This window comes from Streptomyces sp. 7-21, from assembly GCF_016741785.1.
Classification (GTDB): Bacteria; Actinomycetota; Actinomycetes; order Streptomycetales; family Streptomycetaceae; genus Streptomyces.
In genome coordinates, this window is record NZ_JAERRL010000022.1 from 1 (window position 1) to 13,293 (window position 13,293).

Here is a 13,293-nt window from a genome sequence, read left to right on the forward strand (position 1 = left end):
CATATTAGCCGATCTCCCGGCCAGCTCCTAATCCGGCCCCGTGGCTGCTTTTCCGGGCGCACCGAAAGAGCCTCCACGGATGGAGGTCAAAGCTAAATGGTAGGGCTGCTTCAGCACACTGCCCGCCGCCTTCCGGCAGTGGGTCTTATGTCTGCTCTCTGAAGCGACTCGACCAACATTACGACCTGGCCGCCGGTGAGTCAAGCCGAGTCTGCGGGCGGCGCGGGCAGCCTCGCTGAGGGTGGCAGGCAGCGGCTCGCGGTGACGGCTGGCAGGTGTGGTCGGTGCAGGTTCGTGCGCACCGCGCACGTCGTCCACCTCGTATCCGTGCGTGGTGTCCACCAGCGCGCGGCGGGAACCGGCGCAGGACCCGCCGGGGCCCTCGCGAGCCGTGCCGGTCCGCTCGTGCCGGTGGCTGTGGACAGCGGTCGTGTGCCGGCGCGGCCGGCACAGCCGCGGGGACGTCCCTTACGTCACTCCCGGGCGGGACGGCCCTCCGCCTCCCTGTCAGCCGCCGGTCAGATGCCGCCGGACGGCTTGGCTCTCGGGCTCAGCCGGTACGCCGAGACCGTGGGATCCCCGGCGAGGTAGAAGCGGTGCTGCCAGTCGTGGGCTCTGCTCACGCCTACCCGGGGACCAACCCGGATGAGCGCGGCGGGTGGCGGCTCGCCCTCAGACAGCGTGACCGAGGCGCCCGTCAGCAGGTCTGTGCCCTTGTGCTCTGCCGTGATGCCGAGCGCCTGGCACACGTTCCCCGGTCCCCGCGCCAGGCGTGGGGTCTCGACCTTCGCCCCGCGCCGCTTGCGTGCCAGGTCCTCTCCTTCGGTGATCCTGCCCGCCCGGATGAGGACGCCGGAGGCGACGCCGTCTGTACCAGTGACGATGTTGGCGCACCAGTGGAGGCCGTGAGACCGGTACACGTACAGGTGTCCTGCGGGCCCGAACATCACGGCGTTGCTTGGCGTCCAGCCCCGGTAGGCGTGGGAGGCCGGGTCGTCCATACCGGAGTACGCCTCGGTCTCCGTGATGGAGATGCTCACGGTTCCCTCGGGTGTCACGTGGGTGAGGACGGCACCGAGCAGTCTGGGGGCGACGTCCTCAGCAGGGCGAGCGAGATCCTCAGCGCGGAACGGCTGCCCGGCCAGGCTGTCGCCCTCAGCTGTCATGCGTCTCGTCTCCCGTCTCGCGTCGCGCTCCCGTCCGCCGCGTTCCCGGCACGGACGCCCCCGACGATACGGCCCGCGCCCGCGAACCGGAGCCGCCGTCCTGACTAGGCTGGCTGGCCAGTGATCCACCCAACAAGGAGGTTGCGCATGTCAGAACGGCGACGCCCGCTTCCCCACGACTTCCACCCGCCCGTCGCCCCCGTGACGGTCAGCAGCACGGACATCGTGGACGGCGGGCGGCTGGGCGACGCCCAGGTCTTCGACCGGGGGAACACCTCGCCCCAGCTGAGCTGGTCGGACGCTCCCGAGGGCACCAAGAGCTACGCCGTCACCTGCTTCGACCCGGACGCTCCCACCGGCAGCGGCTTCTGGCACTGGGTGCTCATCGACATCCCCGCCAACGTCACCGAGCTGCCGGCCGGTGCCGGCACCGGGGACATGAAGGGCCTGCCGCCGGGAGCGATCCACATCCGCAACGACTACGGGACCAGGGACTTCGGCGGCGCGGCGCCGCCCCCCGGCGACGGGCCGCACCGCTACGTCTTCACCGTCTACGCCGTCGACTCCGAGAAGCTCGGCCCGGACGAGAACGCGACGCCGGCGCAGGTCGGTTTCATGCTCCGCTTCCACGCGCTCGGCCGCGGCCACCTCATCGGCGAATACGAGAACCCCGCCGCCGCCTGAGCGCGGGGCCAGGCGGCGGCGGGGCGGTGGTCCGGAACTCCCCGGGGCGCTACTCGATCCGGGGCTGCTGCCGGGGCGGCCGCTTCTCCAGGGCGGAGGCGGACGAGTCGTCGTCCCCGCCTCCGCCCCCGCCGCTGGCGGCGGTCATGCGGCTGAGATTGCCGCCCAGGCCCTTGAGCGCCTCCCCGATCTCGCTCGGCACGATCCACAGCTTGTTCGAGTCGCCCTCGGCGATCTTCGGCAGCATCTGCACGTACTGGTAGGAGAGCAGCTTCTGGTCCGGGTCGCCGGCGTGGATCGCCTCGAAGACCGTGCGGATGGCCTGCGCCTCACCCTCGGCCCGCAGGGCCGCGGCACGGGCGTCACCCTCGGCCCGCAGGATCTCGGCCTGCTTCGCACCCTCCGCCTGGAGGATCTCGGACTGCCGGATGCCCTCGGCCTGGAGAATCGCGGCGCGCTTGTCACGGTCGGCGCGCATCTGCTTCTCCATCGAGTCCTGGATGGAGGTCGGCGGCTCGATCGCCTTCAGCTCGACGCGGTTGACGCGGATGCCCCACTTGCCGGTGGCCTCGTCGAGGACGCCCCGGAGCGCCGCGTTGATCTCCTCGCGGGAGGTCAGCGTCCGCTCCAGGTCCATGCCGCCGATGATGTTCCGCAGCGTGGTGACCGTGAGCTGCTCGATGGCCTGGATGTAGTTGGAGACCTCGTACGTGGCCGCCCGGGCATCCATGACCTGGTAGTAGATCACCGTATCGATGTTCACGACCAGGTTGTCCTGGGTGATCACCGGCTGGGGCGGGAACGGGACGACCTGCTCGCGCAGGTCGATACGGTTGCGGATCCGGTCGATGAACGGAACGACGATGTTCAGGCCGGCATTGAGAGTGCGGGTGTAGCGGCCGAATCTCTCAACGATGGCCGCGCTCGCCTGCTGGATCACCTGGATCGTCTGCACCAGCGCGAGGATCACCAGCACCACCAGGACGACCAGCACGATGACGATGGCGGGCTCCATCGCTACTCCCCCAACGGCTAGATGAGTGGAAAGTGTTGTCGGGCAACCGCCCCATCACATCACGACTGCGGTGGCCCCGTCGATCTCGACGACGCTCACCTCGCTGCCCGGCTCGAAGATGTCGTCCGCGCTCAGCGAGCGGGCGGACCAGACCTCGCCCGCCAGCTTGATGCGCCCGTCGGTGTGGTCGACACGCTCCAGCACTGTAGCGGACCTGCCACGCAGTGCGTCCGCGCCTGTCAGCTCGGGCGCGGCGTTCCTGGCGCGCCGGGCGAGCGGGCGCACCAGGGCGATGAGGAGGACGGAGACGACCGCGAAGACGAGCACCTGGACGACCACGTTGTCCGTCAGGCCCGCGGCGACCGCCGCCGCGGCGGCACCGGCCGACAGCATGCCCAGCTCCGGCATCGCGGTCAGCACGAGAACGATCGCGAATCCTCCGGCAGCGACCAGCCACCACACCCAGAAGTCCACGTGACCATCCTAGGACCCAGGGTGTTGCGCCCAACAGGGCACGTGCGTCGGGTTGTCAGGCCGTCGTGGCGCGCGCGGACGGCCCGTCAGCCCAGCGGCAGCCCCTGGGCGGTCCAGCGGTCGCCGTTGCGCTCGACGACGAGCGGCAGCCCGAAGCAGTGGGACAGGCTGGCGGAGGTGAGCGTCGTCTCGATCGGCCCCGCGGCGAGCACCTTGCCCTGGCGGAGCAGCAGCACGTGCGTGAACCCCGGGGCAATCTCCTCGACATGGTGCGTGACCATGATCATCGAGGGTGCGTACGGGTCGCGCGCCAGCCTGCCAAGGCGCCGGACCAGGTCCTCGCGGCCGCCGAGGTCGAGCCCGGCAGCGGGCTCGTCCAGGAGCAGCAGCTCGGGGTCGGACATCAGGGAACGGGCGATCTGCGTGCGCTTGCGCTCGCCCTCGGAGAGGGTGCCGAACTTGCGGTCGAGCAGCTCGCTCATGCCCAGTCTGTCGAGGAAGGCGCGGGCGCGCCGCTCGTCGACCTCGTCGTAGGACTCACGCCAGCCGGCGGTCATGCCGTAGGCGGCGGTGAGGACCGTCTGGAGGACGGTCTGGCGGCGCGGGAGCTTGTCCGCAAGCGCGCTGCTCGCCATGCCGATGCGCGGGCGGAGTTCGAAGACGTCCACGCTGCCGAGCTTCTCGCCGAGGATCTGCGCGGTGCCCGTGGTCGGGAAGAGATAGCTGGAGGCCACGTTGAGGAGCGTGGTCTTGCCCGCGCCGTTGGGTCCCAGGATCACCCAGCGCTCGCCCTCGTTGACCGACCACGACACATGGTCCAGCAGAGCCCGGCCGTCACGGACCACGGATACGTCCACCAGCTCCAGTACATCGCTCATGCGCGCGGTCTCTCCCCTTGCTGTCGCCGTCACTCACCCAGGCACAACTTACGCCACGGATGCGGACGCCCTGCCGTCAGGAGGCCCGTTGGGGCTCCTTCCCTAAGGTAGAGGCCATGCTGGAGGAACCACGAGCGGGGCGGTTCGCCGCCTGGGGCAACGCCCTGCTGGCCGGGCTGGTGTCACCCGATGACGCGGCGCAGCGCACAGTGGCGTCCGACACAGTCCACCGGGTGACGGGCCTGCCCGGCGAGCCGGACGCGGTGGGGCTCACCCTCGCGTTCGGCAGGCTGCGGTCGCTGGGGGTGGCGGGACTGCGCATCGCGCTGCCCGCGCCTGGCCACCCGCTCGGTCTGAGCGGACCGCCGGAGTTCAACGTGGCGGCGCTGGAGGCCGGCGAGGCCGTGCTGGCGTCGGGGCGGGGCGCGGCGGCCAGCATCGGGCTCGTGCCGGAGGTGAGCGAGGCCGGGCCCGAGGGCGACGTGCTGACCGAGGTGCTGTGGCGGTGCCTGCCGGTGCGGCAGGCACCCCCGGCGGACGTGCCGACGCTGGCCGAGGCCGAACGGGAGCTGGCGGAGGTGCTGCGGGAGGCCACGGAGGCGCTGACGGCGCTCGACGTGGCGGGCGCAGGCCCGGTGGCCATGGCGCGGCTGGAGGCATACCGCGCCCGGTCGCGGCCGCGGGCGCTGCTGGCACCGGGGTACCCGGCGCGCGCCGCACGGGTGCTGGAGCTGGCGCAGCGGGTGGGGACGCTCGTGGACATCGCCAGCGACGTGGCGAGCGAGGACGAGAGCGGCGCGGTCAGCGCGGCGCAGCTCGCCGAGCGCGACCGCCTGCTGCGGCCGGTGGAGCGCGCCGCCCGCCGGGCGCGGGTAGCGGCGTACAACGCCTACGCCGAGGAGCTTCAGCGGCAGCAGGGCTGAGCGCACCGTGAGGCCCCCGGTGGCCGTCAGCCGCCGGGGGCCTCACGGGTGTGGAGTGGTGGCGTGCCGGGCGCCGGACTCAGACGTTGGCGCCGGTGTTGCCGAAGGCCGGGTTCAGGATCCCGATCACGTTGACGCTGTTCCCCACCGCGTTGACGGGGATGCTGACCGGGACCTGGATGCCGTTCCCGGACACGACGCCCGGGGACTTCGCCGTCTTGGCCTGGGCGAACGCTCCGTCGTGGGCGCAGGCGGTGCCCGCCGTGGTACCGATGGCGGCTCCCGTGATAGCGAGCAGGAGAGCTGCCTTCCTGGCAGTGTTCATGGGTAGCGCTTCCTCCTGGATGGAACTGTGCCGGACCCGGATGAACCAGGTCACATGAGGCACAACGCCCCGCCGTGCGGTGATGGCACGGGGAGTGCCCGCGTAACCCACGTTCGGGCGAGCGGGGCCCGGGACGGCGGTGCCGCCCGGAGCCGCCCCGGACCCGCGCCGGCTCAGCCGTTGGCCGAGGCGTTCCCGAAGACCGGGTTCAGCAGCCCGATCACGTTGACGGAGTTCCCCGTCGCGTTGACCGGGACGTGGACCGGCACCTGGACGTCGTTGCCGGAGACCACGCCCGGGGAACCGACGGCGCCGCCGACGGCGCCGGACTGGGCGGTGGCAACACCGGCACCGGCGGCGGCGATACCGCTCGCCATCAGGGTCACAGCGGCAGCCTTCTTGAGCATCTTCACTTCTTCTGACCTTCCTTGCACGAAGCCGCGGCAGTGCTGTCGCGGCACGTCATGCCCAACGGCGGTCCGGCGCGGAAGATGCGTCATCCGGGTGATGATCACACGTCCGAATGACCGGTGAGGTGCGGATATGACGGTCAGCTTGACTGACTGGCGGGGACGGGTCCGGCCGGGCTCAGTCCGTAAGCCCGTGCCGCACGGCCCACAGCGCCGCCTGGGTGCGGTCGGCGAGGTCGAGCTTCATCAGGATGTTCGACACGTGCGTCTTGACCGTCTTCTCGGACAGCACCAGGGCCCGGGCGATCTCGCGGTTGGAGCGGCCGCGCGCGATGAGGGCGAGGACCTCGCGCTCCCGCTCCGTCAGGGTTCCGGCCCGCCCGCCGGGTCCGCCGGGCGTCTCCTGGGCGAGCAGCGCGCTGGCGACCTCCGGCTGGAGCAGCACATGGCCGGCGTGCACGGCCCTGACCGCGGCGGCCAGGGCGTCCGGGTCGATGTCCTTGTGGACGTACCCGGCGGCGCCGGCGCGGAGGGCCGGGATGACGGTGCGCTGCTCGGTGAAGCTCGTGACGACCAGCACGCGGGCGGGGCTGCCCCGCTCGCTGAGGCCGCGCAGCGCCTCCACGCCGTCGGTGCCGGGCATCTTCACGTCCATGAGGATGACGTCAGGGCTCAGCTCCCCGGCCAGGGCCACGCCCTCGGCGCCGTCGGCCGCCTCGCCGACCACCTCGATGTCGTCCTGGATCTCCAGGAACGTCCGCAGGCCGCGGCGCACCACCTGGTGATCGTCGACGACCAGCACGCGGATGACGTCAGCCACCGGGGACCTCCATTTCGATGACGGTGCCCTCGCCGGGCGCCGACGTGACGGTGAGGGTGCCGCCGACGGCGGCGGCACGGTCGCGCATGGACACCAGCCCCAGGTGGCGCCCGGCGGCGCGGACGGCGGCCGGATCGAAGCCGGAGCCGTCGTCCTCGACCCGCAGGACCGTGGCCACGCCCCGGCGGCGCAGGCTCACGCCGACGTGGCGGGGCGCGGCGTGGCGCAGGGCGTTGTGCAGGGCCTCCTGGGCGACGCGCAGCAGCGCCTCCTCCTGCGGAGCGGGCAGCGCGCGGGGCTCCTGGCAGTCGAAGGTGACGCGGGCGGGATGCGCCCGGTCGAGGACCTGGGTCTGTGCGCGGAGGGTGGCGGCCAGGCCGTCCTCGTCGAGGGCCGCGGGGCGCAGCTCGATGACGGCGGCGCGCAGCTCGTCGGCGGCCTCGGCAGCGAGGCGGGTGACCTCGCCCAGCTCCCGGCGGGCGCGGGCGGGGTCGCGGTCCAGCAGCGCCGTGGCGGCCTGGGCGGTCAGGCGCAGGGAGAACAGCTTCTGGGAGACCGCGTCGTGCAGCTCGTGGGCGAGCCGGGCGCGCTCGTCGGCGATGGTCAGCTCACGGCTGCGCTCGTACAGCCGGGCGTTGGTCAGCGCCAGGGCGGCGTGCTCGGCGAGCAGCCGCAGCAGCTCCTCGTCCTCGGCGGTGAAGCCGCAGCCGCCGGGCGGACGGCGGCCGGGCGGGCAGCGCTTGTTGGCGAGGAAGAGGGCGCCGAGGATCTCCTCACCCCTGGTGATGGGCATGCCCAGGAAGTCGGTCATCTCGGGGTGGGCGGCGGGCCAGCCCTCGAAGCGCGGGTCGCGGCGGACGTCGGCGAGCCGCACGGGAGCGCCGTCGTGGAGCATGGCCGCGAGGATGCCGTGCTGGCGGGGCAGCGGGCCGATCGCCTTCCACTGCCGGTCGCTGACGCCGTCGACGAGGAACTGCGCGAAGCCGCCGTGGCCGTCGGGGACGCCGAGGGCGGCGTAGCGGGCGTGGAGCAGCTCGCGGGCCGAGCTGACGATCGTCTGGAGGACGTCGCGGACCTGGAGGGTGCCGTTCATCGCGAGCAGGGCGGCACTGACGGCCGCCAGCGTGGCCGTCGGGCTCACGGGCGTGTCATCGCGGGAGGGGGCGCTCACACCGGAACCGTAACGCGCCGGGGTGAGGGGCCGGCGCGGGCCCGGGTTCCGGTGGTGGTGCGGCGTGGTCAGTCACTGCCCCAGGGCGAGCGGGAGGGGGCGTGGATGTGAGCCCGGTCATGGGACCGAGGTCCCGCTACGAGGCCCGGTCGGAGCGGGGGGCCCGCGCGACGGGGGCGTGAGGGGGTCGTGGGACGGTCCCGACCGGGCACAGTACGTACGGTTTCGGGTAGTAATGGGGGTCTTTGACCCGGTTTTCCGGGCTCGTTAAGACTGGTCGCGTTCCCGATCGAGGCCGTGCACGGATGCGGCCGGAAGCAGAGGTAGAGACGTGATGTCCCTTCGTACCGCACTGCGTCAGCGTTCCACCCGCGCCCGCCGTCTCGCGGCTGCCGGTCTCGTCACCGCGACCGCCGCGACCCTGGGGGTGACGGGCCTGAGCGGCTCGGCCAGCGCGGCCGGCTCCGGCGATCCTCAGGCGATAGCCCAGGAGATGATCGGCGACCCGGCGCAGTTCGAGTGCTTCTCGAACATCGTCGAGCGCGAGAGCGGCTGGGACCCCACGGCCACGAACGCGGAGAGCGGCGCCTACGGCCTGGTCCAGGCCCTGCCGGCGGACAAGATGGCCTCGGCCGGCTCGGACTGGAAGACGAACCCCGCCACGCAGATCGAGTGGGGTCTGGGCTACATGAACGAGCGCTACGGCTCGCCGTGCGACGCCTGGGAGTTCTGGCAGGCCAACAACTGGTACTGACGCCTCCCTGACGGCACCGCGCCGCCTGACGGCCGCATACCGCGCGTGACGGCAGGTGAAGAAGACGGGGCGGGCACCCCGCGCGGGTGCCCGCCCCGTCGTGTGCGGCAGCGCGGCCGGGCGGCCGGTGTCAGGCGCGCATGACCTCCGGCTCGTGGCGGCGCAGGAACTTCATCACCAGGAAGCCGCAGACCACCGCCAGCACGCCGAGCATCGCCACATCGAGCAGCCAGTACCCGGCCTCGTGCTTCCACAGCGGGTCGGGGTCGGGCTCTGCCTCGGCGGGCGAGGCCGTCAGCGTGTTCAGGTCGGCCGTGGTGCCGACGCCCGCCAGGGCCCAGCGCGAGGGCATCAGCCAGGCGATCTGCTCGATGCCGAGGGTGCCGTGGACCTTGAACAGCGCGCCGGTGAAGACCAGCTGGACCACCGAGATCATCACCAGCAGCGGCATCGTCATCTCGGAGGTGCGCACCAGCGAGGAGATGACCAGGCCCAGCATCATCGACGTGCAGCCCAGCGCCATGATCACGACCATCATCTCGATCATGGGCGAGCCGGAGACGATCACGCCCTCCTCGGGCATGTCCCGCGGGATGAAGCCGATGAGGCACAGGATCGCGCCCTGCAGCACGGTAACCATGCCGAGGACGAAGACCTTCGACATCAGATACGCCGAGCGCGACAAGCCGACGGCCCGTTCTCGCTCGTAGATCACGCGCTCCTTGATCAGCTCCCGGACGGCGTTGGCCGCCCCGGAGAAGCACATGCCGACCACGAGGACGAGGAGCACGATGCTGGCGTCGCCGTTGCGCAGCCCGCGGTCGATGGGGCCGTAGCCAAGGCCGTAGTCCGCGGGTATCGCGAGGCTGACCGCGCCGAGGATGATCGGCAGGGCCAGGGTCAGGCCGAGGAAGCCCTTGTCGGCGGCGATGACGGCGAGGTAGCGCCGCATCAGCGTCCTGACCTGCGAGCCCCAGGTCTGCGCCTTGTGCTGGATCGCGGCCACCGGGTTGACCTGCATCGCCTGCTGCTGCGGCTGCGCGTCGAGGTCCGCCGCGTACATCTGGTAGTGCTGTGAACCGCGCCAGCGGCCCATCCAGTCGTAGTCGCGGTAGTTCTCGAAGGCGGAGAAGACATCCGCCCAGCTCTCGTAGCCGAAGAAGTTCAGCGCCTCGTCCGGCGGGCCGAAGTAGGCCACGCCGCCGCCCGGCGCCATGACGAGGACCCGGTCGCACAGGCCCAGCTCCGCCACGGAGTGGGTGACCACCAGCACGGTGCGGCCGTCGTCGGCGAGGCCGCGCAGCAGCTGCATGACGTCGCGGTCCATGCCCGGGTCGAGCCCGGAGGTCGGCTCGTCCAGGAAGATCAGCGACGGCTTGGTCAGCAGCTCCAGGGCCACCGAGACCCGCTTGCGCTGCCCGCCGGAGAGCGAGGAGATGCGCTTCTCGGCGTGGACGTCGAGCTTCAGCTCGGCCAGCACCTCCTCGACGCGGGCGTTGCGCTCGGCCTCGCCCACGTCGCCGGGGAAGCGGAGCTGGGCGGCCAGGCGCAGCGCCTGCCGGATGGGCAGGGCGGTGTGCAGGATGTCGTCCTGCGGGACCAGGCCGATGCGGTGCCGCAGCTCGGCGAAGTGCGTGTAGAGGTTGCGGTTGTCGTACAGCACCTCACCGTAGGTGGCCGGGCGGTATCCGGTGAGCGCGCGCAGCAGCGTCGACTTGCCGGAGCCGGACGGACCGATGACGCCGATCAGCGACTTCTCCGGGACGCCGAAGGAGACGTCGTTGAGGATGGTGGTCTTGCCGTCGTTGACCTGCACCGTCAGGTGGCGGGCCGAGAAGGTGACCTCACCGGTGTCGACGAACTCCTGGAGCTGGTTGCCCACCAGGCGGAACGTCGAGTGGCCGATACCGACGGTGTCGTTCTGGCCCAGGTAGCGGCGGCCGTGCTTGGGCAGCTGCTGGCCGTTGACGTACGTGCCGTTGTGGCTGCCGAGATCGTGGATCTCGAAGCGGCCGTCGGAGTGCGCCACGAACTCCGCGTGGAAGCGCGAGACCTGAAGGTCGGAGACGACCAGGTCGTTCTCCAGCGCGCGGCCGATGCGCGTGACCTGGCCGGCCGTCAGGTTGTAGAAGGTCGTGGCGCCGCGGTCCGGGCCGCCGTACGGCGGCTGCTGCTGCGGCTGCTGCGCGTACGGCTGCTGCTGGGCCTGCGGCGGCTGCTGCGGCGGCATCGCAGGCGGCTGACCGGCCATCGCGGCGGCTGGGGCCTGCTGCCGCGGGAGGGAAGCCGACGAGGTGAAGCTCAGCCTCGGCCCGTCGGTGGCGTTCCCCAGGTGGACGACGGAGCCAGGCGCGAGCGGCAACTGCTGGACGCGCTGTCCCTGCGCGTACGTCCCGTTCGTGCTGCCCTGGTCCTCGATGAACCAGCTCTGTCCGCCCCAGCGCAGGATGGCGTGCCGCCAGGAGACCCGCGAGTCGGTGAGCACGAAGTCACCTTGCGGGTCTCTGCCCAGGGTGTAGGACCGAGTCGGGTCCAAGGTCCAGGTCTGTCCGTTAAGTTCCAGTACGAGTTCCGGCACTCCATGCCCCACAAAGTTGTCCCCCGAGTGGACCCGGCGAAAGGGTCCGGGGATGGTCGTACATCTTGGGGAACTATTCCAGGCCGCCGCCGCGTGAGGGAAGCCGCCCCCCGGAAGTCACCAAGCTGATGCAGAGCGTGGGCGACTTCGTGACGTTCATCTCTTTGCCGCCCCGTATCACCCGGGGGGTACCTCGCGCCGCCGCCGGGGCCCGATAGCGTGGCCTCATCATGATGCCCGCGCACAGCTCGCTGCCCGCCGGCTCTCCCACAGACCCGGCCGCCACCGATCTCACGCCCACGCTGCTGGTGAAGGTCTTCGGTAAGGACCACCCGGGCCTGACCGCGGGCCTGTTCCGCACCCTGGCGGGGTTCAGCGTCGACGTCATCGACATCGAGCAGGTCGTCACCCGCGGCCGTCTGACGCTGTGCGCCCTGGTGACACAGCCGGGCTCGGGCGCGGGCACCGAGGGCGAGCTGCGCGCCACCGTGCACGCCTGGGCCGGCTCGGCCGGCGTCGAGGCCGAGATCATCTCCGGCACGGGCGACAACCCCGCCCGCGGCGCGGGCCGTTCCCACGTCACCGTGCTCGGCTCCCCGCTGACCGCCGAGACCACCGCGGCGATCACCGCGACCATCACGGCCGCCGGCGCGAACATCGACCGCATCTACCGGCTGGCCAAGTACCCCGTCACCGCCGTCGAGCTGGACGTCTCCGGAGTGGAGACGGACCGGCTGCGCAGCGAGCTGGCCCGCGAGGCGGCCTCGCGCTCGGTGGACATCGCGGTCGTGGCCTCCGGTCTCCAGCGGCGGGCGCCGCGCCTGGTGGTGATGGACGTGGACTCCACGCTCATCCAGGACGAGGTGATCGAGCTGTTCGCGGCCCACGCGGGCCGGGAGCCGGAGGTCGCCGAGATCACCGCCCGCGCCATGCGCGGCGAGCTGGACTTCGAGGAGTCGCTGCACGCCCGGGTGCGGCTGCTGGAAGGGCTGGACGAGTCGGTGATCGACAAGGTCCGCTCGGAGGTCAGGCTGACGCCGGGGGCGCGGACCCTGATCCGCACCCTCAAGCGCCTGGGCTGCCAGGTCGGGGTCGTCTCCGGCGGCTTCACCCAGGTCACCGACGCGCTCCGGGACCACCTGGGCCTGGACTTCGCCGCGGCGAACACGCTGGAGGTCGTGGACGGCCGCCTGACGGGCCGGGTGACCGGCCCGGTCGTGGACCGGGCGGGGAAGGCGGCGCTGCTGCGCCGGTTCGCGGCCGAGGCCGGGGTGCCGCTGTCGCGGACCGTGGCGATCGGCGACGGCGCCAACGACCTGGACATGCTCAACGCGGCCGGCCTCGGGGTGGCCTTCAACGCCAAGCCCCTGGTGCGCCAGGCCGCGCACACCGCCGTGAACGTGCCGTTCCTGGACACCGTGCTGTACCTGCTGGGGATCACCCGGGAGGAAGTCGAGGCAGCCGATGCCCAGGAACAGCGGTGACGGCGCGCGGTCAGTCCTGCGGCGTCCAGTAGGCGACGAGGCGGGCCACGCCGTGCTCCACGGACTTCCAGCCGCCTGACGTCAGGCTCAGCACGGCCGTCGCGCACGTGGGGAAGGAGTTGCGCCGCATGCGCTCCGCCGTGTCGCCGTCGGCCGAGCCCGCGAGCGCGTCCGCCAGGGCGTGGATGCCGGGGTTGTGGCCGACGAGCATCAGATCGCGTACCTCGTCATCGACGCCGTTGATCAGGGCGATCAGCTCGCCCAGCGACGCCTCGTACAGCCGCTCCTCGTAGACGGTCTTGGGGCGCTTGGGAAGCTCGTGCGCGACGAGCTTCCAGGTCTCGCGCGCGCGGGTGGCGGTCGAGCAGAGAGTCAGTGCGGGAGTGACGCCGGCGCCGGCGAGCCAGCGTCCGGCCGCCGGGGCGTCCCTGCGGCCCCGTTCCGCGAGGGGCCGGTCGTGATCGGACACCTGCGGCCAGTCAGCCTTGGCGTGTCGGAGGAGAACGATCCTGCGGGGAACATCGACGCTCATGTGCCCCAGCTTCGCATGAAACGTGCCGTAGGTCGCGGGGTGTTGGGAATCATCCCGGGGCCCGCTGACCAGCCGCGCG

Annotated in this window: 14 protein-coding genes; 4 read left to right on the forward strand and 10 right to left on the reverse strand. The window is 71.8% G+C overall.

Annotation, left to right across the window (positions count from 1 at the left end):
* Positions 1-518: 518 nt before the first annotated feature.
* Positions 519-1,166: a DNA-3-methyladenine glycosylase gene (locus JK356_RS20985; protein ID WP_201870263.1), complete on the reverse strand. Its 648-nt coding sequence runs from the start codon at positions 1,164-1,166 to the stop codon at positions 519-521.
* 147 nt (positions 1,167-1,313) lie between these two features.
* Between JK356_RS20985 and JK356_RS20990 the strand changes: the two genes are divergently transcribed.
* Positions 1,314-1,850: a YbhB/YbcL family Raf kinase inhibitor-like protein gene (locus JK356_RS20990; RefSeq protein WP_201870264.1), complete on the forward strand. Its 537-nt coding sequence runs from the start codon at positions 1,314-1,316 to the stop codon at positions 1,848-1,850.
* Between the two features lie 49 nt (positions 1,851-1,899).
* Here JK356_RS20990 and JK356_RS20995 read toward each other — a convergent pair whose 3' ends face one another.
* The 3 genes from JK356_RS20995 to JK356_RS21005 form a co-directional block, all read right to left on the reverse strand.
* Positions 1,900-2,865, reverse strand: coding sequence for an SPFH domain-containing protein (locus tag JK356_RS20995; RefSeq protein ID WP_201870265.1), 966 nt, complete (start codon positions 2,863-2,865; stop codon positions 1,900-1,902).
* A gap of 54 nt (positions 2,866-2,919) precedes the next feature.
* Positions 2,920-3,339 (reverse strand): NfeD family protein, encoded by a 420-nt coding sequence (locus tag JK356_RS21000; RefSeq protein WP_307815822.1) that lies wholly within the window; start codon positions 3,337-3,339, stop codon positions 2,920-2,922.
* Positions 3,340-3,425: 86 nt separating this feature from the next.
* Positions 3,426-4,217 (reverse strand): ABC transporter ATP-binding protein, encoded by a 792-nt coding sequence (locus JK356_RS21005; protein WP_201870266.1) that lies wholly within the window; start codon positions 4,215-4,217, stop codon positions 3,426-3,428.
* Between the two features lie 116 nt (positions 4,218-4,333).
* Here JK356_RS21005 and JK356_RS21010 point away from each other — a divergent pair, with 116 nt between their 5' ends.
* Positions 4,334-5,140, forward strand: coding sequence for a hypothetical protein (locus JK356_RS21010; RefSeq protein WP_201870267.1), 807 nt, complete (start codon positions 4,334-4,336; stop codon positions 5,138-5,140).
* A 79-nt stretch (positions 5,141-5,219) separates the two neighbouring features.
* Here JK356_RS21010 and JK356_RS21015 read toward each other — a convergent pair whose 3' ends face one another.
* The 4 genes from JK356_RS21015 to JK356_RS21030 form a co-directional block, all read right to left on the reverse strand.
* Positions 5,220-5,465: a chaplin gene (locus JK356_RS21015; RefSeq protein ID WP_201870268.1), complete on the reverse strand. Its 246-nt coding sequence runs from the start codon at positions 5,463-5,465 to the stop codon at positions 5,220-5,222.
* A 173-nt stretch (positions 5,466-5,638) separates the two neighbouring features.
* On the reverse strand, positions 5,639-5,878 hold the full coding sequence (locus JK356_RS21020) for a chaplin (RefSeq protein WP_201870314.1): 240 nt from the start codon (positions 5,876-5,878) through the stop codon (positions 5,639-5,641).
* 175 nt (positions 5,879-6,053) lie between these two features.
* Positions 6,054-6,695, reverse strand: a complete 642-nt coding sequence (locus tag JK356_RS21025; RefSeq protein ID WP_201870269.1) for a response regulator transcription factor — start codon at positions 6,693-6,695, stop codon at positions 6,054-6,056.
* Positions 6,688-7,788 carry a GAF domain-containing sensor histidine kinase gene (locus tag JK356_RS21030; protein ID WP_201870315.1) on the reverse strand — a complete coding sequence of 367 codons (1,101 nt, stop codon included), beginning with the start codon at positions 7,786-7,788 and terminating at the stop codon, positions 6,688-6,690. The genes JK356_RS21025 and JK356_RS21030 overlap by 8 nt, the downstream gene beginning before the upstream one ends.
* 412 nt (positions 7,789-8,200) lie before the next feature.
* On the opposite strand from JK356_RS21030, the gene JK356_RS21035 reads away from it, so the two are divergent.
* Entirely contained in the window at positions 8,201-8,620 is a 420-nt protein-coding gene (locus JK356_RS21035; protein ID WP_201870270.1) for a transglycosylase SLT domain-containing protein, read from the forward strand.
* Positions 8,621-8,750: 130 nt separating this feature from the next.
* Here the strand turns inward: JK356_RS21035 and JK356_RS21040 are convergent, their stop codons facing one another.
* Complete coding sequence (locus JK356_RS21040; RefSeq protein WP_201870271.1) at positions 8,751-11,198, reverse strand: FHA domain-containing protein; 2,448 nt, start codon at positions 11,196-11,198, stop codon at positions 8,751-8,753.
* A 233-nt stretch (positions 11,199-11,431) separates the two neighbouring features.
* Between JK356_RS21040 and serB the strand changes: the two genes are divergently transcribed.
* Positions 11,432-12,682, forward strand: coding sequence for a phosphoserine phosphatase SerB (serB, locus tag JK356_RS21045; protein ID WP_201870316.1), 1,251 nt, complete (start codon positions 11,432-11,434; stop codon positions 12,680-12,682).
* A gap of 10 nt (positions 12,683-12,692) precedes the next feature.
* Here the strand turns inward: serB and JK356_RS21050 are convergent, their stop codons facing one another.
* Positions 12,693-13,214 (reverse strand): histidine phosphatase family protein, encoded by a 522-nt coding sequence (locus JK356_RS21050; protein WP_201870272.1) that lies wholly within the window; start codon positions 13,212-13,214, stop codon positions 12,693-12,695.
* Positions 13,215-13,293 lie beyond the last annotated feature (79 nt).